Genomic DNA, 20635 nt, shown 5'->3' on the forward strand with positions numbered 1-20635 from the left:
TCAGAGGCTGAACACGAACGTCCAGGTGCCGGCGAGCACTGCGGCGGCGACCGAGACCGCCGCGATGACCACGGCCAGCAGGAGCAGCACGGCATCGCGCCGGCCGACCGTGGACCGTCGCGCCCAGGTGCGCGGCGCTTCCGCCCCGAACCCCCGGGCCTCCATCGCGGTGGCGAGCTTCGTGCCGCGGCGGATCGAGAGCACGAGCAGTGCGAACGCCTGCCCGAGGAACCGGCGGATGCGGCCGGTGTCGGCGACGCCGCGCGCCCGCCTGGCCATCCCGAGTTCGCGCCAGTCGGCGACGAGGAGCCCGACGAGGCGGAGCCCCGCGAGCGCGCCGAGCACGAATCGGGCGGGCAGCCGCAGCAGCTGCGCGAGCCCGTCGGCGAGGTCGGTGGGATCGGTCGTGGCCAGCAGCAGGATCGACGGGACGGCGATCGCGAGCACGCGGAGGACGATCGCGGCGGCGAGCTCGAGCGATCCCTCGCTCACGCGCACGAGCCCCCATTCGAAGAAGACGGCGCCGGACACCCGGCCGTACAGCACGGTCGCGGCGCCGGCGATGAGCGCGGCCGCGACGACCGGGCGCACCCGGATCCACACCTGCCGGAACGGCAGCCGTGCGAACGGGAGGAGGAGCAGTGTCGCCGCGAGGGTCACCCCGGCGGAGACCGGATCGATCGACAGCAGCAGGGTGACGGAGAGGACGAGGGTCGCGGCGAGCTTCGTGACCGAGTTCACCCGGGCGAGCGGGCTGCGGCGCACGTCGAGCACGAACAGGCTCATGCGCCCACCTCCGCCACCTCGTCGGCGAGGAGTCCGACCAGCTCGGGGTCGTGCGAGACCATGCCGATCGCGGTCCCCGCCGCACGGAGCCCGTCGATGAGGTCGGCGAGCTCACGCCAGGTGCGGGCGTCCTGGCCGTAGGTCGGTTCGTCCAGCAGTAGTACGGCCGGCTCCGTCACGATCGCCGCGGCCACCGTCAGGCGGCGCTTCTCCCCACCAGAGAGCGTGAAGGGGTTCGCCTCGGCGAGGTGTCCGAGCCGGAGGCGATCGAGGAGGGGGTCCACCCGCGCGGCGATGTCCGCCTCGCCGAGTCCGAGCGCGCGGGGGCCGACGGCCAGCTCGTCGCGCACGCGGCCGGTGAGCAGCTGATGCTCCGGCTCCTGGAACACCATCCCGATGCGGGTGAGGAGTTCCCGGGAGCGCCACCGGTGCGGTTCCGCCCGCGCGCCGCCGCGCAGCACCGGGTCGGCGACGACGGTGCCGGCGACGGGTTCGCGAAGGCCCGCGAGGGTCATCGCGAGGGTGGACTTGCCGGCACCGTTCGGGCCGGTGATCGCGAGCGTGCGGCCACGGCGGAGCGTGAGGTCGATGCCGCTCGCGGCCACCCGCGGGGTCCGTTCACCGAAGTCGCGGCGCCCGACCGACAGCGCGGCGGCGGTGAGGAGTGCGGGGGCGGGATCGGTGCGCGCTCGCACGGTCACGACGGGCCGGACGCCCGGCACCCACACGCCGGCGGCGGTGAGGGTCTCGGCGTGGTCGGCGAACACCGTGTTCGGCGACCCCGAGGCGAGCACCCCGCCGGCGGCGTCGATGACGACGACCCGGTCGACGTGGTCGGCCCACAGCGCCACCCGGTGCTCGACGACGACGAGCGTGGCGCCCGTGCGGGCCGCCGCATCCGTCACCGCGTCGCGCACCTGCACGGCACCCACGGGGTCGAGGTTCGCGGTCGGCTCGTCCAGGAGCAGCAGTCCGGGCGACATCGCGAGCGCCCCGGCGAGTGCGAGGCGCTGCTTCTGCCCGCCGGAGAGGGCCGTCGTCGGATGCTCCCGGGGCACCCGGAGTCCGACCGCGTCGAGTGCGGCGTCGACGCGGCGCCAGATCTCGTCCCGCCCGACGCCGAGGTTCTCGCAACCGAACGCGACGTCGTCACCGACCCGCGCCAGCACGACCTGGGAGTCCGGGTCCTGCAGCACGAGGCCGGCCCGGCCGCGCGCGGCCGCCGGGTCGCGCCCGTCCACGGTCAGGACGCCGGCGCCCTCGCCGTCCTCGGCGTCGCCGAGCACCCCGGCGAGGCCGCGGAGGAGGGTGGACTTGCCGGCGCCGCTGGCGCCAAGCAGCAGGATGCGCTCCCCCGGCTCGATCTCGAGGTCGAGCCCGGAGACCGCCCACCGACGGCGGCCGGCGTGCCGCCACCCCCATCCGCGCGCCTCGACCCGGGCGCCGCTCACGCGGCGTCGGCGCGATCGACCGCCCGGGCCTCCCGGCCCGCGGCGAACCGGTCGAGCGCTCCGGTGCGCGCGAGCGCCCGGACGAGCAACCACGAGACGAAGCCTGCGATCACGACACCGCTGACGATCGCGGACACCAGGTAGATCGCGCGGGGCCCGAACTCGTAGGCGGCGATGGAGGTGAAGGTGGTGTCCAGGAGCCCGACCGACAGGCCGGCGAGGGCCCCGGAGACGAGCGCGCCCAGCATCCGCCAGTTGGCGTAGAGCAGGATCGCGAAGCCGAGCTCGGCGCCGAGCCCCTCGAGCACGCCCCACACGAATGTGAGGAAGCCCCATTGGGTGCCCACGGCCATCGACACGACGGAGGCGACGACCTCGGTGTACAGCGCGGCACCCGGCTTGCGGACGATGAGACCGCCGAGCACGCCGGCGAACAGCCAGCCGCCGGACAGCAGGCCCTCGAGGCCGGGCAGGAACGCCAGCACCGTGCTGAGCGGGGTCCAGGCCTGCCCCCAGACCCAGAAGATGACGCCGGCGGCGACGCCGACCACGCTGGCGACGACGATGTCGACGACCCGCCAGCGGAAGCGGCCCCGAGTGGGCGCGGACGTGGTTGTGGACGCGTGCATGTGTGCTCCTTCCTGCGCCGGCATGATCCGGATCAGGTTCGACGGTCGAAGCGTGGATCGCTTCCTCTCAGCCCGGCTCACCGGACTCCCGTGGGTGTGGTGCCGAGTATAGACACCGGCGCGATACCTTAGGCGGGTGACGCTCGAAGGCCCGCCACCGACCCGACGCGACCTGCGAGCACGGAAGGCCCCCTCGGTCGAGGTCCCGACCCCGCCCGTCGACGACGCCTCCGCCGTGCCGCTGCTCGTGGCGGCCGCGGCGCTCACCGCCGACGAGGAGACGACCGCTCCGGCATCCGGCGACCCCGTCACCGCGTCCGTTCCGACGCCCGAGCCGGTCCCGGTCGAGCCCGCGGTGCTCCCGGAGCCCGCGGATGCGGACGAGCAGGCCGACCCGGAGCCCGACACCGCCCCCGTGGCCGTCGCCCCGGCGCAACCGGAGCCCGAGCCCGCGGCGGCGCCCGAGGCGGTGCCGGAACCGGAGACCGAGGTCGGGTCCGCGCCCGGATCCGAGCCCGTGCCGGAGGAGGAACCCGAACCCGCCGCCGCGGCGGAGCCCCCGGTGCCGGTCGTCATCCCCCCGACCGCGCTGTCCTGGGTGGACGAGCGCGACGTCCTCGCCCGGACCACGCCGCAGCTGCAGCTCACGGCGCAGACCGGCGGCTACACGCCCGTGGCCGCAGACCTCCTCGCCCGCGCACCGCGCCGGTCCCCATGGCGCCCGGGTGTGCTCGTGCCGCTCGGCCTCATCCTCACGATCGTCGTCGCCTACTGCGGCACCCTGCTCGCGTGGCCGCTGCACGCGGTCGCCCCGACCGTCTCGGCGATCTCGGTACAGCCGGTGGCCGCGGCCCCGGCCACGCCCGCCTGGCCGGCCGAGGGCATCGCGGCGGTCGTCGCCGACGGCGTCGGTCCCGCGGTCGCCTCCAGCGGCGACGCGGCGCCGATGGCGAGCATCACGAAGATCGTGACCGCGCTGCTGGTGCTCGAGCAGGAGCCCCTGACCCCCGGCGAGCAGGGCCGCTCCTTCCAGTTCACCGCCGCGGACCGCACCGCCTACCGCGGGTACCTCTCACGCGGCGAGTCCGCGCTCGACGTGCCGGTCGGCGGCAGCCTGACGATGTACCAGATGCTGCAGGGGATGCTGATCGGCTCGGCCAACAACTACGCCGACCGGCTGGCCCAGACGTACTGGCCGACCGACGCGGTCTTCGCCGCCGCCGCGAACAACTGGCTCGCGCAGCGCGGCATCACCGGCGTGCGCGTGGTGGAGCCGACCGGCATCGAACCCGCCAACATCGGCACGCCGGAGGCCCTGCTCGCCCTCGGCAAGCGCGCGCTCGCGAACCCGGTCATCGCCGAGATCGTCCGCACCCAGACCGTGGAGCTCCCCGGCGCGGGCATCGTGGACAACACGAACCGCCTGCTCGCCGACCCCGGCGTGGTCGGCATCAAGACCGGCACGCTCGACGCGTACAACCTGCTGTCGGCGAAGGACATCACGGTCGGTGAGACCGTCGTCCGGGTCTACGCCGATGTGCAGGGCCAGCCCGACAACGACACCCGGGACGCCGCGACCCAGGCGCTGTTCGCCCAGCTCGAGCAGGAGCTGCAGCCGGTGCCGAGCGTGCCGGTGGGCACGACCGTGGGACAGGTCGAGACACGGTGGGGCGACCCGATCGCGATCGTCACCGCCGCGGACGCGTCCGTCGTGCTGTGGAACGGCACCGCCGCGACGACCGAGACGGTGTTCTCGCTCGGCGACGCCCGGACGGAGGGCGACGTCGTCGGTTCCCTCACCGCGACCGGGCCGCGCGACAGCGCGAGCGTCGAACTGCTGCTGGCGGCGGACGTCACCGGCCCGAGCCCGTGGTGGCGGCTGACGCACCCGCTGGAGCTGTTCGGCCTGGTGTGAGCCGCTTCAGGCGCGGAACGCAGGCGACCCGAGGACGCGCTCGACCGTGATCTCCAGCACCACGCGCTGCGGGTTCGGCGCGGGCTGCCGGTAGCGCGCGGCGTACAGCGCGACGGCGTGCGCGACCGCATCCGGATCGGCCACGACGCGGGCCGACCCCTCGAACGTGAGCCATCGACCCCCGTCGACGGTGCACACGCTCGCCCGCCCGGACCGTTCGGCGTTCAGGAACTTCTGCGTGCCGCGGCTGCCGATCACCCGGACGATCCCGTCCTCCCAGGTGATGCCGACCGGCACCTGATGGATGCGGCCGTGCCGGCCGACCGTGGCGAGGGTGGCCAGGTGGTACTCGCGGAGGAAGGCGCGCGCCTCGTCGGTGATCACGCCTCCACCCTGCCACGCGATGAGGGTGCGCTCAGAACGGCCAGACGAGCGGCACGTAGAGCACGGCGGCGGCGAGGAACACGAGCATGAGGGGCAGACCCAGCCGCCAGTAGTCGCCGAACCGGTAGCCGCCGGGCGCCATCACCATGAGGTTCGCGGGCGTCGCCACCGGGGTGAGGAAGGATGCGGCGCCGGCGACCGTGAGTCCCATGAGGAACGTGAGCGGGCTCACCCCCATCCCCTCGGCGAGCGCACCCGCCACCGGGGCGACGATGAGCACCGTCGCCACGTTGGAGATGAACTGCCCCAGCACGAACACCACCAGGCACAGCACGAGCAGCGCCGCCTGCGGGGCGCCGTCGCCGACGAGCGCGCGGATCCAGACCGCCACGATGTCGGCGGCACCGGTCGAGAGGAACGCGGCGGACAGCGGGATCATCCCGGCGATGAGCACGAGCGTCGTCCACGAGATCGAGCGGTACAGCTGCTCCAGCGCCAGCACGCGGGTGAGCACGATCGCACCCGCCGCGAGGAGTCCCGCGATCACGGGCGGGACCAGTCCGGTCGCGAGCAGCACGATCATGACGACCGCGATCACGAGCGTGCGCCGCGCACCGCGCTGCAGGTCGCGCGCCCACACGCCCCGGCGGCGCGGCAGCCGGATGGCGCCGGTGCGGACGACCTCCGGGACGAGCGAGAGCGTCTCGCCCTCCCGGCCGCTGGGCGCGGTGCGCACCGGCGGTGTCGGGTGCGCGGGGAGCAGCCGCGGCCCGAGGAGCAGCACGACCGCGACCGTGGCGAGCAGCACCGGGACACCCACGAGCGCGAACTCGAAGAACCCGAAGCCACGGCCGACCGCATCGACGGCGAGCTCGGAGACGACGACGTTCACCGGGGTGCCCGTCAACGTGAGCAGCGACGCCGCCGAGGCGATGAACGCGAGCGGGATCATGAGCTGGGATGCGGGGAGCCCGGCGCGACGGGCGATGACGGCGACCACCGGCACGAGCGCGGCGACCGCACCGTTGATGCTGATGAACGCGGTCAGCACCGCCACGAGCAGCGCCAGCAGCAGCACGATCGGCGTGCGCCGCCGGCCGGCCCTGGCCACGACCGCCCGGCCGGCGAGGGCGGTCCAGCCGGTCGCCTCGAGGGCGGCGGCGACGACGAACAGGCTCGCGATGAACAGCACGGTCGGGTCGCCGAACCCGGCGAAGGCCTCGGGGAGGGTGAGGACACCGGTGGCCCACAGCGCCACCGGCACCGCGACCGCGACCACCTCGAGCGGGATGCGGCCGGAGAGGAACGCCACGACGGCGAGCGCCAGGATGGCGAAGGTCCAGGCCGCGGGGTCCACGGTCCCACGCTACCCGCGGGCGGTCAGACGAACCGGACGGTCTGGTCCAGCCGGGTGCGGATGTCGAACACCTCGTTGCCGCCGATGTCCCGCGCGCCCGGGACGCCGCGACGGAGCACGGTCGACAGCGCGGAGCGCCCGGCGACCACGATCGGCAGGCCCCGCACCTTCCCGAGCTCGGTGATCGCCTGGGGCACGTCCTCGTCGGGCAGCACCACGATCCCGCCGCCGAAGCGCACCTTGCCGGCACGCGCGACGTGCCGCATCCCGCCGGTGAGCCGGGTGACCGGTGCGTCCGGGACGGCCGGGCCGACGATCTCGCCCCGGCGGAAGCCGACGGGTCCGCCGAAGTCCTCGCTGAGCACGCCGTACAGGCCGCTCGGGCCGAGCACGACGTGGTCGAGCTTCGCGTCCGGGTCGCCCGTGGCGACGTCGTGCCAGACCGTGTACCCCATGCCGAGGTCGGCGACGACCCGGGCGGTGGCCTCCTCGGCGAGCGCGTCGGCGAGCAGGCGCCGCAGCTCGCGCGGCGCCGACCGCAGCAGGCCCGGGTCGTAGGGGTCGGGGAGGTCGACGCCGCGACCGGCCCACTCTCGCATGAGGGTCAGGTAGCGCTCGCGGCGCCAGCCGCCGGGGTGACCGGCCGACCGGGCGCGGGGACGGGTGTCGGTGCGCGAGGCGGGCGGACGCCAGTGCGCGGGGTCGGGGTCCGGGTCGACCGAGAACCCGTGGCCGCGGTCGTAGGCGAGCCGGGCCTCGACGGTGCCGACCAGCTCCCACGCCCGCTGCACGCGCACGAACTCGGCCGCGTCGCCGCCGGTGTCGGGGTGGGTCTGCCGCAGCCGCTGCCGGAACGCACGGCGGAGGTCCTCGTCGCTCGCATCGGCCGCGACGCCGAGCACCTCGTACGCGGAGTCGGAGAGCGGGCTGTCGAACACGTCTGCTCCTCTCCTGCCGTCGGCGACGTCCCAGGCTAACGCGGCGGGCCTGTGCGCCGACCCTCAGCGGCGTTCGTTGCGCCGCGCGTAGGCGGCGGCGCTGCGGCTGGACAGCGCCAGCAGCACGAGGATGTCGAGCGCCACCGTGAGCAGCGTCGTGTCGATGTGGATCTCCTGCCCGGTCGCCCACCAGGCGACGAACGCGGAGGTGGTCGAGACCACCGCGAACAGCATGACGATCACCCGCGGGGTGTTGAACCCGAGCAGGATGAGCACGCCCAACGCGAGGTCGATGCCGAGCACGACGCCCGCGACGGCCCAGATGACCCCGAGCCCGAGGCCCAGCTCGTCCGCGTCGAGCGACACCCCGTCCAGCTGCGCGTCGACCGCGTGCACGAGCTCGGGCCAGCGCAGGGTGAGCGCCAGCATCCACAGCAGGCCCGCCGCCACGCGCAGGAACACCAGCACGGCACCGGCGACCGTGCTGATGGGCCGCTTCATCGTCGGGTCGGCCTCCGGCCGCTGCGCGAGCCGCGCGGGCGACTCGAAGGCGGGACGCTTCCGGGGCTCCTCGGTCACACCATCACCCCCCGGACGTCGATGATGGGCAGGTCGCCGTCGGTGCGGATGCTGTCACCGCCGCCGTTGCGGGCGTGGTAGCCGGTGGAGAAATCGCGGATGACGTCGACCCGCACGGCCGGCTCCGCCTCGGTGACGGTGCGCACGATGTGGTCGCGTTCGATGTCGGTGTCGGCGTCGATGCGGTGGGTGACCTGCAGCGTGAACAGGGACAGCCCGACGGCGGTGTCGAAGGTGCCGGCGGCGAGCCAGTCCACCCGGCGTCCGCCGGGGAGCAGCCAGTCGTCCGGGCAGCGCCAGAACCGCACGTGGTGGCGCTGGGCGGGGTTGCCGTCGACCTCCTGCTGGTAGGCGAAGTCCTGCATGCGGCCGAAGAGGAACAGCGGGCTCACCGGCGCCTCGCCGTAGCTGCGGCGGCTGAGCGTGGAGGTCACGATCCGCCACGAGGACCGCAGGGTCACCGGGTCGGCCCGGGTCCAGCCCGCCTGCCGGAGCGCGTGCTCGATCTGCTCCTGCCCGCCCATGAGCGCGAGGTTCACCGGGTCGCCGAGCAGCCCGTCGCTCGTGCGGGTGCGGCCGATGAAGTAGTCGGGCACGTACACGGTGGTGAGGATGCGGTGCAGTCGCGGCAGCACGAGGTAGGCCAGCAGCAGCCAGAACACCACCATGAGCGGCACGCCCCACCAGCCGACGCGGAACGTCTCGGTGAGGCTCAGCGAGGCGAGCCAGATCGCCGCGAGACCGGCGAAGACGAAGAAGAACCAGTCGAGCGCCGCCCCGATGGAGAACGTGCGGCGACGCGGTCGGCGGCCACGCATCCGGCTCACCCCCACAGCGCCTGCGCGGGGACGTGGGCGAAGGCCTGCTGCACGAGGTCGTGGGGCACGTCCTCGAGGCGGGCCGGCCGCCACCGCGGCGAGCGGTCCTTGTCGATGAGCTGCGCGCGGATCCCCTCGACGAGGTCGGGCTGGGTGGTCACGAACCAGTCGACCAGGCCGTACTCCTGTGCGAGCACGGCGCGCAGGTCGGGCAGCGTCCTCGCGCGGCGGACCGCCTCGAGCGTGATCGTCAACGCCGTCGGCGACAGCGTCCGCAGGTCCGCCGCCGCGGCGGCCGCCTCCGGTTCGTCCCGGGCGTCGAGCCGGTCGAGGATCGCGGGCACGTCGTCGGCCGCGAACGCGTCGTCGATCCAGGGGCGTGCCGCCTCGAGCCCGGAGGGCCCCGGCGTCTCGTCGAAGAGGAGGACGATCTCGGCTGGACCGTTCGGGTCGGCGCGGGAGGCGAGCGCCTCCCGCAGGTCGGCGAGCCGGTCGGCGGGGACGAGGTGATCGGCGAACCCGGCGTAGACGGCGTCGGCAGCATCCATCGACCTCCCGGTGAGGGCCAGGTACTCCCCCACCCGGCCCGGGGCGCGCGAGAGGAGCAGCGTGCCGCCGACGTCCGGGGTGAACCCGATGCGGGTCTCGGGCATCGCGAGCCGCGAGCGCTCCGTGACGACGCGGATGGCGGCGTGCCCGGCGAGGCCGATGCCGCCGCCCATCGTGATGCCGTCGGCGATCGCGACGACCGGCACCGGGTACTGGGCGACGGCCGCGTCGAGCGCGTACTCCTCGCGGAAGAACGGCACCGTGTCGGCGGGGCGCCCGGCGCGGATCTGCTCGGCGAGCGACCGGACGTCGCCGCCCGCGCAGAACCCGCGCTCCCCGGCCCCGTCGAGCACGACCACGTCGACGTCGACGGCGTCGCGCCAGGCGTCCAGCGCGGCCTGCAGGCGACGCACCATGTGGATGTCGAGCGCGTTCAGCGCGCGCGGCCGGTCGAGGGTGAGCCTGCCCACCGACCGCTCGGTGCGCACGCGCACGCCGTCGACGGATGCGGCAGCGCCGCCGGTCTCCCCCATCGCACCCACGGGCGCAACGTTACCGCCGGGCAGCGCGCCACCGTGTGTGCGCGGCACGATTCCGGCAGGATGGGAGGGCAACCGCCCCGAGGAGAGGTTCCACATGCCCGACGGCCAGGTGCTCGAATTCGAGGACGCGAGCAAGACCTTCGGCAGGGTCGCCGCCGTGTCCCGGCTGACCGCGACGATCGAGCCCGGCGCGGTGACCGGGTTCCTCGGCCCCAACGGCGCCGGGAAGACGACGTCGCTGCGCATGCTGCTCGGCCTCGTGGCCCCGACGTCGGGTCGCACCCGCATCGGCGGGAAGGCGTACGCCGACCTCAAGGACCCGCTGCGCACGGTGGGTGCCGCGTTGGAGGCGACGAGCTTCCACCCCGGGCGCACGGCGGCCGGGCACCTCGCGGTGTACTCGCGGGCCGCCGGCATCCCCCGCTCCCGCGCCGACGAGGTGCTCGGGCTCGTGGGGCTCGCCGACGTGGCGGGGCGCAAGGTCGGCGGGTTCTCCCTCGGCATGCGCCAGCGGCTCGCGCTCGCCACGGCGCTCCTCGGCGACCCGGGGGTGCTCGTGCTCGACGAGCCGACGAACGGCCTCGACCCCGAGGGCATCACCTGGATGCGCACGCTGCTGCGCATGTTCGCCCGTGAGGGGCGCACCGTGCTCGTCTCCTCGCACCTGCTGGGAGAGGTGCAGCAGACCGCCGACCGGCTGCTCATCATGAGCCGCGGCCACCTCGTGTTCGCCGGGTCCTTCGACGAGCTCGCCGACCCGGGCGAGTTCGCCACCCTCGTCGACTCCCCCGACCGCGCCGGCCTGACGCAACTCCTGCGCGATCGCGGCTGGGAGCCCGAGGTGCTCCGCAGCGGCGTCGCCGTCCGGGGCGCCGAGCCCGCGGAGATCGGTGCGGCCGTCGCCGGCACCGGTGTGGCGCTCTCGCTCCTCACCCGCCGCGGTCCGGAGCTCGAGGAGATCTTCCTCGAGCTCGTCAACGGCGTGCGGGTCGCGCCGCAGCCCGCGCCGGTCGCCGCCGCGGGCCCGGCCGCCGCACCCGACCCGGCCTCGCCGCTCGTCGAGGACGCCGCGGACCTCGGCGCGGAGCCCGTCACGGCCGAGGCCCCGGACGTGGAGACCCCCTCCGATCAGCCGGCCCCGACCGAGGCCGCGCCCGAGGCGCCCGCACCCGAACCTGCGACGGACGTCGTCGACGCCCCCGCGTTCCTCGACGAGCCGGACGCACCGACCGCCGACGAACCGCAGGAACCGACCGAAGGGAGCGAGCGATGAGCCTGGCCCGCGCCACCTCCTCGGAGCTGACGAAGCAGTTCACCACCGCGATCTGGTGGGTGCTCGCGATCGTGCTCGCCGTGTACGTGGGATTCAGCGCCACGGGCGTGGCCGCCGCCCTCGGCGCGACCGCGAGCGGCGCGCTCACCGGCTCCGCCGCGCTCGGGCTCCCCGAGGGCTCCACCGGGATGCTGTACGCCGTCGCCACCACGATCGGCTACGTGTTCCCGCTCCTCATCGGCTCGCTGCTCGTGACCGGCGAGTTCCGCCACAAGACCCTCACCCTCACGTTCCTCGCGACCCCGCGGCGGGGCACCGTGCTGTGGGCGAAGGTGCTCGCCGGCGCCGTCATGGGACTCGTGTACGGCGTGGTCGCGCTCGTCGTCACGGTCGGCGGTGTCGCCGGCATGCTCGCGCTGTTCGGCCTCGACCCCGAACTCACCAGCACCGACACCTGGGCGCTGCTCGGCCGCATCCTCATCGCCTACGTGCTGTGGGTGCTCGTGGGCATCGGGACCGGTCTCGTGATCCGCAACCAGGTCGCCGCGATCGTCGTGGTCCTCGCGTTCACCCAGTTCGTCGAACCGCTGCTGCGGCTCGGCGGGTCCCTCGTCGAGGGCGTCGCCGACGCGGCGCGGTTCCTGCCCGGCGCCGCGGGCGACGCGCTCGTCGGCTCGAGCCTGTTCAGCGCGATGGCCGCCGGTCCCGACGCGCTGCCCTGGTGGGGCGGCGGGCTCGTGCTCCTCGGCTACGGCGTCGTGCTGCTCATCGTCGGCCACATCACCAGCTGGCGCCGCGACGTCGCCTGAGCCGGTCAGGCGGTCGCGGGCTTCGGCCGGGCGGCACGCGGGGCGCGCGGCTTCTTCGCCACGATCTCGGCGACGTCTGCCGCCTCCTCGTGCCCCTCGAGGCGGAGCGCCTGCACGAGCGCGAGCCCGTGCCGCGTCGAGAGGATCACCCGCTGGAACTCCTCGTGCCCGGTGAGGTCGATCACGACCCCCGGCCGGTTGCGGCGGATGAGGGCGAAGTCCTTGCCTCCGGCGTACTGCCAGGTGCCCGCGGCGAGGGTGGCGGGCACGTAGGTGCCCGGCGAACGGACCCCGCGCAGCCAGGTCCACGGGTCGTCCGTGAGCTGCACCCGGGTGATCTCGGACCGGGGCATCAGCAGTCCGCGCCGGCGCCGGGCGAGGGCCTTCTCGGCCGGCGACAGCACGACCTCGAGCGCAGCCGAGTCGAGCATCAGGGTCACCATGCGTCCAGTCTGCCAGCGCGCCGCAGGCGCCGCTGCCCGTGTTTGCTCACAGACCGGCAACGATCGGATCCGCCCTGCACGCGCCGCCGGACCCGGCACGGTGGAAGACTGGCAGCGTGACCGTCACCACCGTGTCCGCCGACGTCCGTGCGGCGATCGCCCGCGCACGCGAGGGAGCCCGCCTCACCGCGGACGAGGTGCTGGCACTGGTCACCGGGACCGGCACCGACCGCGACGCGCTGTTCGCCGCGGCGGCCGCGCTCCGCGACGAAGGTGCCCGCCTCGCCGGACGCCCCGGCGTCATCACGTACTCGCGCAAGGTGTTCGTGCCGCTCACGACGCTGTGCCGCGACCGCTGCCACTACTGCATCTTCGTCGACACCCCGGGCCAGCTCCTGCGCCGGCACCGACCGGTCTTCATGTCGCCGGAGCAGGTGCTGCAGGTCGTGCGCCAGGGGCAGGCGCTCGGCTGCAAGGAGGCGCTGCTCACCCTCGGCGACCGGCCCGAGGAGCGCTGGCCGGAGGCGCGCGCCTGGCTCGACGAGCACGGCTTCGCCTCGACGCTCGACTACGTCGGCCACATCGCCCGACTCATCACCGCCGAGACGGGGCTGCTCGCGCACCTGAACCCGGGGGTCATGACCGCGGCCGAACTCGCCGCGCTCCGCCCCACCGCGCCGTCGATGGGCATGATGCTGGAGACCACGTCCCGGCGCCTGTTCGAGGAGCCGGGCCAGCCGCACTTCGGGTCCCCCGACAAGGATCCGGCCGTCCGCCTGCAGGTCATCGAGGACGCCGGCGCCGCCCGCATCCCGTTCACCTCCGGCATCCTCGTCGGGATCGGCGAGACGCCCCTCGACCGCGCCGAGTCGCTCATCGCCCTGCGCGACGCGCACGAGCGGCACGGGCACCTGCAGGAGGTGATCGTGCAGAACTTCCGGGCGAAGCCGCGCACCGCGATGCAGGACGCCCCCGACGCCGACCTGCTCGAGTACGCGACCGTGGTCGCCGCCGCCCGGCTCGTCCTGGGCCCGCGGATGCGGGTGCAGGTGCCGCCGAACCTCTCCGACCCCGCGGAGTTCGACCTGCTCGTCGGCGCCGGCATCGACGACTGGGGCGGGGTGTCGCCGCTCACCGCCGACCACGTGAACCCGGAGCGCCCGTGGCCGCACGTCGACGAGCTCGCCGCGCGCACCGCCGACCTCGGCTACGAGCTGCGGGAACGCCTCACCGCGCACCCCGAGTACGTGCGGGATGCGGACGCCTGGATCGACCCGGTGCTGCACGACGCGGTGGCCGCCCTCGCCGACCCCGCGACCGGCCTCGCCCGCGACGGCGCGGTGGCGACCGCATCCGGGGCCGGGCCCGCGCGTCCGACGCGGCGGGCGACGGCCGGTGCATCCGCCGCGCGCGACCGCGTGCGCGCCCTCGCCGAACGAGCCGCGGCCGACCCGCTGCAGCTCGACGACCACGAGTGGGCGGCCCTTCTCGAGGCCGGCGGCGACAACCTCGACGCGCTCACCGCGATCGCCGACGACGTGCGCCGCTACACCGTCGGCGAGGCGGTGAGCATCGTCGTGAACCGCAACCTCACCTCGACCGGCTTCCGCCGGTCGGGGGCCGCCGCGCCGGACGAGTTCGACCTCGCCGACGCCGCCGCCGTCGCACGCGACGCGGCCGGGCTCGGCGCCACCGAGCTGTGCGTGCAGGGGATGCTGCGGCCGGACGAGGACCCGCAGGCCTACCTCGACATCGCCCGCACGATCCGCGACGCGGCCCCGGACCTGCACCTGCACGCCTACCGCCCGCAGGACGTGTGGGACCTCGCCGACCGCGGCGGACTCGGCCTCGCCGGCGCCCTCGCGGCCATGCGTGAGGCGGGTGTGCGCACCGTGCCCGGCACCGGCGTGAAGGTGCTCTCCGAGCGGGTGCGGGGCATCGTCGCACCGACCGACCTCGACGTCGACCGGTGGACCGAGGGCATGGTCGCCGCGCACGAGGCGGGGTTCCGCTCCACGAGCGTGCTGTTCTACGGGCACGCCGAAACGACCGCGGAACGGATCGCCCATCTGCACCGCCTGCGGGCGATCCAGGACCGCACCGGCGGGTTCACCGAGTTCGTACCCATCCCCCTCCCCGGCCCGCTCGGGGGCGTGCCCCTCGTCGACGGCCGCGCCGCGCTCGACGAGCACCGCGCCATGGTCGCGGTGTCGCGCCTGCTCCTGTCCGGCAGCATCCCGCACGTGCAGATCCCGTGGACCCGGCACGGCCGTGCGATCAGCGCCGTGCTGCTGCAGTGCGGCGGCGACGACCTCGGCGGCACCCTCCTCGACGGCCGGGTGCGACCCGAAGCCGGCATCGAGCACGGCCAGGAGCTGCCTGTGGCGGATGCGGAGCGGCTCGTGCGTCCGCTGTTCCGGCCGCTGCGGCTGCGCACCACCGACTACCGCGACCCGGGCGGCGCGCGGACGGACGCGACGCACTGATGCGCGACGTCGTGATCGTGGGCGCCGGGTTCGCAGGCCTCGGCATGGGCATGGCCCTGCGCGAGGCGGGGCGCGACGACTTCCTCATCCTCGAGCGCGCGGACGCGGTCGGCGGCACCTGGCGCGACAACACGTATCCGGCGGTGGCGTGCGACGTGCCGAGCCACCTGTACGGCTTCGCCCGGCATCCGAACCCGTCCTGGTCGGGCGTCTACGCCGAGGGCGGCGAGATCCGCCGGTACCTCGACGACGTGGCCGCCCGCGACGGCCTCCTCCCCCACCTGCGGCTGCGCACCCCGCTGCTGTCGGCGACCTGGGACGAGGACCGCTGGCGACTGGAGACCGGTGGCCCCCGTCCCGAGGTGATCGAGACGCGCAGCCTCGTGCTCGCCTGCGGCCGGCTCACCGAACCCCGCATCCCCGACATCCGCGGCCTCGAGACGTTCGCCGGCCCGATCTTCCACACCGCCCGCTGGGACCACACCGTCGGGGTCGCCGGCCGGCGGATCGCGGTCGTCGGCACCGGCGCCTCCGCCGTGCAGCTCGTGCCCGAGCTCGTCCGCCGCGGCGCCGCCGTGACGCTCTTCCAGCGCACCCCGGCCTGGATCGTCCCGCGCGGCGCCCGGCGGTACACGGATGCGGAGCGCGCGCGGTTCGCGCAGCATCCGGCGCTGCTGCACGCCCTCCGCGACGAGCTGTACCGCGAGGGCGAGGCGCGGTTCGCGTCGCGCTCGGGCGACCGGGAGGCGGCGGAGGCCGCCCGGGCGCAGGCGCTCGCGCACCTGCACGCGCAGGTCGGCGACGAGGCGCTGCGGGAGCTCCTCACCCCGACCTACGCGTTCGGCTGCAAGCGGGTGCTGCTCTCGGACGACTTCTACCCCGCCGTGGCCTCCGACGCGGTGACGCTCGAGGCCGCCGCGCTCGTCTCGGTCGAGGACGGCGAGCTCGTCTCGGCGACCGGCCGGCGGCACCCCGCCGACGTGCTCGTGCTCGCGTCCGGGTTCGCCAGCTCGCAGCAGCCGTACGCCGACACGGTCACCGGCGAGCAGGAGACGCTCGCCCGGCACTGGTCGGGCGGGATGACCTCGTTCGCGTCGACCGTCGTCGCCGGCTTCCCGAACCTCTTCGTGCTGAACGGCCCGAACGCCTCGCTCGGCCACAACTCCGCCGTGCTCATGGCGGAGGCGCAGGCCGGGTACGTGGTCCGCTCGCTCGCCGAGCGCGACCGTCGCGGCGGCGTGCTGCGGGTGCGCCCCGAGGCCGAGAAGGCGTACACCGCCCGCATCGACGAGGCCGCCGCATCCACCCCCTGGATCGCCGGCGGGTGCGACAACTGGTACGTCGACGAACGGTCCGGTCGGCTCACACTGCTGTGGCCCGACACGGTCGACGCGTTCCGGACCATGCTGGACGAATGCCGCGGCGACGAGTTCGTCACGGCCACCGAGGAACCCCGCGACCCCTCGCGGGCGAAGGGAGAGTCATGACGGTGCCCCTGCGTTTCGGATACAAGGCGTCGGCGGAGCAGTTCGCCCCCGACCGGCTCGCCGACTACGCCGTGCTGGCCGAAGAGATGGGCTTCGACTCGGCCTTCATCTCCGACCACTTCCAGCCGTGGATGCACGAGGGCGGCCACGCCCCGGCGGCCCTCCCCTGGCTCGGCGCGGTCGGCGCGCGCACCAGCCGCATCCTGCTCGGCACCTCGGTGCTCACCCCCACGTTCCGCTACCACCCCGCCGTGGTCGCGCAGGCGTTCGCGACGCTCGGCGTGATGTACCCGGGCCGCATGGTGCTGGGCGTCGGCACCGGCGAGGCGCTGAACGAGGTCACGCTCGGCCTCGAGTGGCCCGACCCGCCGGAGCGGTTCCAGCGGCTGAAGGAGGCCATCACCCTCATCCGCGAGCTCTGGGAGGGCGAGCGGGTCACCTTCGAGGGGAACTTCTGGCACGTCACCGACGCCACCGTGTACGACCGCCCCGAGACCCCGGTGCCGATCTACATCGGCGCGGCCGGCCCCGCGGCCACCCGGCTCGCCGGGCGCATCGCGGACGGGTTCATCACCACGAGCGGCAAGGACCCGAAGCTCTACTCGGAGACCCTGCTGCCGGCACTGCAGGAGGGGCTCGAGAAGGCGCACCGCGCGGCGGACGCGATCGACACCCTCATGGAGGTGAAGGTCTCGTACCACCCCGACCACGACACCGCCCTGCAGAAGACCCGGTTCTGGGCGCCGCTCGCGCTCAGCCCCGAGGAGAAGATGGGCATCCACGACCCGATCGAGATGCAGCGCCGCGGCGACGAGCTGCCCATCGAGCGCGCCGCATCCCGCTTCATCGTCTCGACCGACCCGGACGAGCACGTGGAACGGATCGCGCGGTACGTCGACCTCGGCTTCCGCCACCTCGTGTTCCACGACCCGGGCGAGGACCAGGAGGAGTTCCTGCGCATGTACGGCGCCGAGATCCTCCCGCGCCTCCGGGCCCGGTTCGGCGGGTGACCGGCGCCGCGCAGCCCGGAGAGCCGGGGCCGCCGTTCACAACTCAGGCGGAATCGGCGGTTCCGGCCGATTCGGCGGGCCCGGATGCGGTTCTGCCTGAGTTACGGACATCCCCAACTCCGCAAGAACCGCGTGCGGCGGCTTCTGCGGGCCCCGAAACCGCCGTTTCTGAGGAGTTCGGGCGGCGCCGCTGGACGGTGATCGTGCCGCTGAAGCCCGCGGCACGCGGCAAGTCCCGGCTCGGTGCGGACGAAGCGCTCGTGCGGGCCATCGGCCTCGACACGGTCGCGGCGGCGAGCGCGGCGGCGACGGTCGCCCGCGTCGTCGTCGTGACCGCGGATGCGGACACCGCCGCCGCCCTCGCCGGGCACCCCCGGGTGGTGGTCGTCGCCGACGCCGGCGGCGGGCTGAACGCCGCCGTCGCGCAGGGCATGGCCGCTGCGGGCGAGGCCGTGGACCGGGCCGCCCTCCTCGGCGACCTGCCGGCGCTGCGCCCGGACGAGCTCGACGCCGCGCTCGCGCAGGCCGCCGCACACGAGCGCGCGGTGGTCCCGGATGCGGAGGGCAGCGGCTCCACGCTCGTCACCGCCCGTGCCGGAACGCCCTGGGCGTCCGCGTTCGGTGCTGGCTCGCACGACCGGCACCTCGCGCTGGGGTGCGCGACCCTTCCCGTGCCGGCGACAGCGGGGCTGCGACGGGATGTGGACACCGGAGCGCAGCTGCGGGCCGTCTCGGCGCTCGTCGGCGAGCACACGCGCGCCGCGCTGACGGACGGGAGCGGAGCCCCGGTGGACCACCGGGAACTGCAGGCGCGGCTCGCGGCGCTGCCGGACGTCGGCCGTTCCGGCCTGCCGTACCTGTTCGCCTGGGTCACGTCCGGCCGCCCGAGCCCGGTCCTGGTGTCCCTCCTGCCCCGGCGGGACGGCACGGTCACCGCCATGCTCGGCGACCTCCGCGAGAAGGTCCGGCCGCTCACCACGGATGACGGCACGCCTCGCGTGTTCGCCGACGAGGCGGAGGCGTGCGCGTGGGCGTGGGGCCGGTTGCGAACGGGGCTGATCGACCGCCGGGCCCCCACCCCGGAGGAGGAGGCCGAGGCGCAACGGAGCGGGGACGAGATCCGGGCCAGGTACGCGCGGGTGCTCGAAGAACACGGCGACGGGTGAGACCGGGCGCGTGACCGCCCGGCGCCATACGGTGCGCTACGCGCGCAGGGCCGTCTCGGCGAGCGCGGCGGAGCGCTCGAGGTCCCGCATCCAGAGCGGTGCGACGACCGCACGGACGCCGAGCGCGTCGACGGATGCGGCCGCATCCGCGTCCTCCTCGGCGACGAGCCAGGCGTCGAGCACCCCGCCGGCGCCACGCGCCCCGTAGTGCGCGGCGACGGCGGCCGCCGAGGTCTCCACGCCGATCGCGGTGAGGCAGACGTCGGCCATGCCGCGGACGACCTTGCCGCCGATGATCGGCGAGACCCCGACGACACGGGCGGAGGTGTCGCGGAGGGCCTCCCGGATCCCGGGCACGGCGAGGATTGGGCCGATCGACACGACGGGGTTCGAGGGGGCGAGGAGCACGACGTCGGCATCCGCGATCGCTTCGACGACACCCGGCGCGGGCGCCGACTCCGCGATGCCCGGGTTCTCGAACGCGACGGGCGCGAGCGACGCGCGGTGCCGCGTCCACCACTCCTGGAAGTGCATGCGGCGTCCGCCTTCGAGCTGGACGTGGGTGTCGACCTCGCTGTCGGTCATCGGCAGCATCCGCACGCCGAGGTCCCACCGCCGCGAGAGCCGCTCCACGACCTGGGTGACCGTGAGGCCGTCGCGCAGCCACCCGGTGCGGGCCAGGTGCGTACCGAGGTCGAGGTCGCCGAGCGTGAACCACGGCCACCCGGCGCCCCACGCCTGGAGTTCCTCGTTGACGCGCTCGGTGTCGCCGGCACGCCCCCAGCCGCGGACGGTGTCGTTCTGCCCGCCGAGGGCGTACAGCACCGAGTCGATGTCGGGCTGCAGTCGTACGCCGGAGAGCCACAGGTCGTCGCCGGTGTTGACGATCGCGGTCGCCGCGGGGGCGCCGCGGCGCCGCAGCGCCTCCCGCACGCCGAGGGTGAACTTCGATCCGCCGACGCCCCCGGCGAGCACGACGACACGGACGGATGCGGTCTCCACAGTCACCCGTCAAGTCTCGCAGCCGCGACCCCGCGCCCGGTTACGCTGGCGGCATGGTGTTCGGCCGGAGGAAGCGGGAACGGGAGCGCGACCGCGCCGAGCTGCAGGAGGCGGCCGCCCGGCACGGGTGGCGGTGGCGGGATGCGGCGGAGCCCCCGGCGCCGGAGATCCGCGAGGCGGTGTTCCGCGCCGTCCGCCCGCACAAGCACATCTGGACGACCGGGTTGGCCGACGTCGTCGACGGCACGCACGACGCTGCGCCGTTCGTCGCCGGCCGGCTGGTCGGGTACGCGTACTCGACGACCAACCAGGGCACGCCCGGTGGCAACCGGGTGACGACGAACGTCGTCTGGCGGGCGCTGCCCGCGGCGCTCCCCGAGATCCGCTTCGTCGACGGGTCCGGCCAGGCGACGACCGACCTCGGCCTCACGCTGCCCCCGATCACGACCACCGGGCTGAGCCCGCGCTGGCGGGTCGAGGGGTTCACCCCCGCGTTCGCCGCCGACCTCCTCACCCCCGCGTTCCGTGCGGCGCTCGAGACCGCCCCGGCCGGGACGACCGTCGTGCTGCGCGCCGGGGTCGCGATCGCGACCGGGCATCCGCGCGGCGACGAGGCGGCCGTCCGCGCCCGGCTCGACCTGCTGGCGGCGATCACGGCCGCCGTACCCGATGGATGCTGGGGCCGTGCGGACGCGCTCGTCGCCGGTACCGGGGTGTTCCCCTTCGACATGACCGACGGTGCCGGCCTCGACCTGCGGGCGCGCCTCGTCCGGCCGGACTGGCAGGGCTACGGCCTCGCGAAGATCCCGTGGCAGGACGCCCCCACGGCGCCGCGCATGGTGGTGCTCCGCCACAGCGAGGCCGTCGACGTCTGGGACGTCGCCCCCGGCGGCGGCACCCTGTCGGCGGGGCTCCGGGTCGGGAACGCGCAGATCGGCGGGCCGGCCCGACGCCCCGACATCCCGACGGTCGCCTCGACGCTGCTGGGCGGTTCTCCACAGCCCTGACCGG

Annotated in this window: 19 protein-coding genes and 1 riboswitch; of the genes, 8 read left to right on the forward strand and 11 right to left on the reverse strand. The window is 74.8% G+C overall.

Going from position 1 to position 20635, the window contains the following annotated elements:
- From ACWAUO_RS02800 to ACWAUO_RS02810, 3 genes are all read right to left on the reverse strand, one after another.
- Entirely contained in the window at positions 1 to 786 is a 786-nt protein-coding gene (locus ACWAUO_RS02800) for an energy-coupling factor transporter transmembrane component T family protein (RefSeq protein WP_460772864.1), read from the reverse strand.
- Positions 783 to 2237, reverse strand: coding sequence for an ABC transporter ATP-binding protein (locus tag ACWAUO_RS02805; protein ID WP_460772866.1), 1455 nt, complete (start codon positions 2235 to 2237; stop codon positions 783 to 785). Before ACWAUO_RS02805 ends, ACWAUO_RS02800 begins: the two co-directional genes overlap by 4 nt.
- On the reverse strand, positions 2234 to 2866 hold the full coding sequence (locus tag ACWAUO_RS02810; RefSeq protein ID WP_460772868.1) for an ECF transporter S component: 633 nt from the start codon (positions 2864 to 2866) through the stop codon (positions 2234 to 2236). Before ACWAUO_RS02810 ends, ACWAUO_RS02805 begins: the two co-directional genes overlap by 4 nt.
- A riboswitch (TPP riboswitch) is annotated at positions 2859 to 2968 on the reverse strand. It overlaps the preceding gene by 8 nt.
- 34 nt (positions 2969 to 3002) lie before the next feature.
- Between ACWAUO_RS02810 and ACWAUO_RS02815 the strand changes: the two genes are divergently transcribed.
- Positions 3003 to 4781 carry a D-alanyl-D-alanine carboxypeptidase family protein gene (locus tag ACWAUO_RS02815; protein WP_460772870.1) on the forward strand — a complete coding sequence of 593 codons (1779 nt, stop codon included), beginning with the start codon at positions 3003 to 3005 and terminating at the stop codon, positions 4779 to 4781.
- A gap of 6 nt (positions 4782 to 4787) precedes the next feature.
- On the opposite strand, the gene ACWAUO_RS02820 is transcribed toward ACWAUO_RS02815, so the two are convergent.
- The 6 genes from ACWAUO_RS02820 to ACWAUO_RS02845 all read right to left on the reverse strand — a co-directional run bounded on the left by ACWAUO_RS02820 (position 4788) and on the right by ACWAUO_RS02845 (position 9939).
- A complete protein-coding gene (locus ACWAUO_RS02820) occupies positions 4788 to 5165 on the reverse strand; it encodes a PPOX class F420-dependent oxidoreductase (RefSeq protein ID WP_460772871.1) in 378 nt (125 codons plus the stop codon).
- A gap of 31 nt (positions 5166 to 5196) precedes the next feature.
- On the reverse strand, positions 5197 to 6522 hold the full coding sequence (locus ACWAUO_RS02825) for an SLC13 family permease (RefSeq protein ID WP_460772873.1): 1326 nt from the start codon (positions 6520 to 6522) through the stop codon (positions 5197 to 5199).
- 23 nt (positions 6523 to 6545) lie between these two features.
- Entirely contained in the window at positions 6546 to 7460 is a 915-nt protein-coding gene (locus ACWAUO_RS02830; protein WP_460772875.1) for a DnaJ domain-containing protein, read from the reverse strand.
- Between the two features lie 63 nt (positions 7461 to 7523).
- Positions 7524 to 8039 carry a hypothetical protein gene (locus ACWAUO_RS02835; protein WP_460772876.1) on the reverse strand — a complete coding sequence of 172 codons (516 nt, stop codon included), beginning with the start codon at positions 8037 to 8039 and terminating at the stop codon, positions 7524 to 7526.
- Positions 8036 to 8857, reverse strand: coding sequence for an LssY C-terminal domain-containing protein (locus ACWAUO_RS02840; protein WP_460773282.1), 822 nt, complete (start codon positions 8855 to 8857; stop codon positions 8036 to 8038). Before ACWAUO_RS02840 ends, ACWAUO_RS02835 begins: the two co-directional genes overlap by 4 nt.
- A gap of 5 nt (positions 8858 to 8862) precedes the next feature.
- Positions 8863 to 9939 (reverse strand): enoyl-CoA hydratase/isomerase family protein, encoded by a 1077-nt coding sequence (locus tag ACWAUO_RS02845; protein WP_460773283.1) that lies wholly within the window; start codon positions 9937 to 9939, stop codon positions 8863 to 8865.
- Between the two features lie 103 nt (positions 9940 to 10042).
- On the opposite strand from ACWAUO_RS02845, the gene ACWAUO_RS02850 reads away from it, so the two are divergent.
- Positions 10043 to 11221, forward strand: coding sequence for an ATP-binding cassette domain-containing protein (locus tag ACWAUO_RS02850; RefSeq protein ID WP_460772878.1), 1179 nt, complete (start codon positions 10043 to 10045; stop codon positions 11219 to 11221).
- Positions 11218 to 12030 (forward strand): ABC transporter permease, encoded by an 813-nt coding sequence (locus ACWAUO_RS02855; protein WP_460772879.1) that lies wholly within the window; start codon positions 11218 to 11220, stop codon positions 12028 to 12030. Before ACWAUO_RS02850 ends, ACWAUO_RS02855 begins: the two co-directional genes overlap by 4 nt.
- Before the next feature lie 5 nt (positions 12031 to 12035).
- Here the strand turns inward: ACWAUO_RS02855 and ACWAUO_RS02860 are convergent, their stop codons facing one another.
- The gene (locus tag ACWAUO_RS02860; RefSeq protein WP_460772881.1) at positions 12036 to 12473 is read right to left on the reverse strand and encodes a hypothetical protein; all 438 of its coding nucleotides are present in this window, start codon (positions 12471 to 12473) and stop codon (positions 12036 to 12038) included.
- Positions 12474 to 12589: 116 nt separating this feature from the next.
- Between ACWAUO_RS02860 and cofG the strand changes: the two genes are divergently transcribed.
- The 4 genes from cofG to ACWAUO_RS02880 all read left to right on the forward strand — a co-directional run bounded on the left by cofG (position 12590) and on the right by ACWAUO_RS02880 (position 18622).
- Positions 12590 to 14959, forward strand: a complete 2370-nt coding sequence (cofG, locus tag ACWAUO_RS02865; protein WP_460772883.1) for a 7,8-didemethyl-8-hydroxy-5-deazariboflavin synthase CofG — start codon at positions 12590 to 12592, stop codon at positions 14957 to 14959.
- Positions 14959 to 16446 carry a flavin-containing monooxygenase gene (locus tag ACWAUO_RS02870; protein WP_460772884.1) on the forward strand — a complete coding sequence of 496 codons (1488 nt, stop codon included), beginning with the start codon at positions 14959 to 14961 and terminating at the stop codon, positions 16444 to 16446. The genes cofG and ACWAUO_RS02870 overlap by 1 nt, the downstream gene beginning before the upstream one ends.
- Positions 16443 to 17456, forward strand: coding sequence for a glucose-6-phosphate dehydrogenase (coenzyme-F420) (fgd, locus tag ACWAUO_RS02875; RefSeq protein WP_460772887.1), 1014 nt, complete (start codon positions 16443 to 16445; stop codon positions 17454 to 17456). Before ACWAUO_RS02870 ends, fgd begins: the two co-directional genes overlap by 4 nt.
- Before the next feature lie 203 nt (positions 17457 to 17659).
- Positions 17660 to 18622, forward strand: a complete 963-nt coding sequence (locus tag ACWAUO_RS02880; RefSeq protein ID WP_460772888.1) for an NTP transferase domain-containing protein — start codon at positions 17660 to 17662, stop codon at positions 18620 to 18622.
- A gap of 36 nt (positions 18623 to 18658) precedes the next feature.
- Here the strand turns inward: ACWAUO_RS02880 and cofD are convergent, their stop codons facing one another.
- Entirely contained in the window at positions 18659 to 19630 is a 972-nt protein-coding gene (cofD, locus tag ACWAUO_RS02885; protein WP_460772890.1) for a 2-phospho-L-lactate transferase, read from the reverse strand.
- Positions 19631 to 19677: 47 nt separating this feature from the next.
- On the opposite strand from cofD, the gene ACWAUO_RS02890 reads away from it, so the two are divergent.
- Positions 19678 to 20631, forward strand: a complete 954-nt coding sequence (locus tag ACWAUO_RS02890; RefSeq protein WP_460772892.1) for a hypothetical protein — start codon at positions 19678 to 19680, stop codon at positions 20629 to 20631.
- Positions 20632 to 20635: the final 4 nt, after the last annotated feature.

Source organism: Microbacterium sp. GXF7504 (assembly GCF_054798235.1).

Coding starts and splice junctions, on each gene's coding strand:
- ACWAUO_RS02855 (WP_460772879.1), top strand. CDS start 11,218: ATGAGCCTGGCCCGCGCCACCTCCTCGGAGCTGACGAAGCAGTTCACC.
- ACWAUO_RS02850 (WP_460772878.1), top strand. CDS start 10,043: ATGCCCGACGGCCAGGTGCTCGAATTCGAGGACGCGAGCAAGACCTTC.
- ACWAUO_RS02890 (WP_460772892.1), top strand. CDS start 19,678: ATGGTGTTCGGCCGGAGGAAGCGGGAACGGGAGCGCGACCGCGCCGAG.
- ACWAUO_RS02840 (WP_460773282.1), bottom strand. CDS start 8,857: ATGCGTGGCCGCCGACCGCGTCGCCGCACGTTCTCCATCGGGGCGGCG.
- ACWAUO_RS02810 (WP_460772868.1), bottom strand. CDS start 2,866: ATGCACGCGTCCACAACCACGTCCGCGCCCACTCGGGGCCGCTTCCGC.
- fgd (WP_460772887.1), top strand. CDS start 16,443: ATGACGGTGCCCCTGCGTTTCGGATACAAGGCGTCGGCGGAGCAGTTC.
- ACWAUO_RS02800 (WP_460772864.1), bottom strand. CDS start 786: ATGAGCCTGTTCGTGCTCGACGTGCGCCGCAGCCCGCTCGCCCGGGTG.
- ACWAUO_RS02860 (WP_460772881.1), bottom strand. CDS start 12,473: ATGGTGACCCTGATGCTCGACTCGGCTGCGCTCGAGGTCGTGCTGTCG.
- ACWAUO_RS02870 (WP_460772884.1), top strand. CDS start 14,959: ATGCGCGACGTCGTGATCGTGGGCGCCGGGTTCGCAGGCCTCGGCATG.
- ACWAUO_RS02845 (WP_460773283.1), bottom strand. CDS start 9,939: ATGGGGGAGACCGGCGGCGCTGCCGCATCCGTCGACGGCGTGCGCGTG.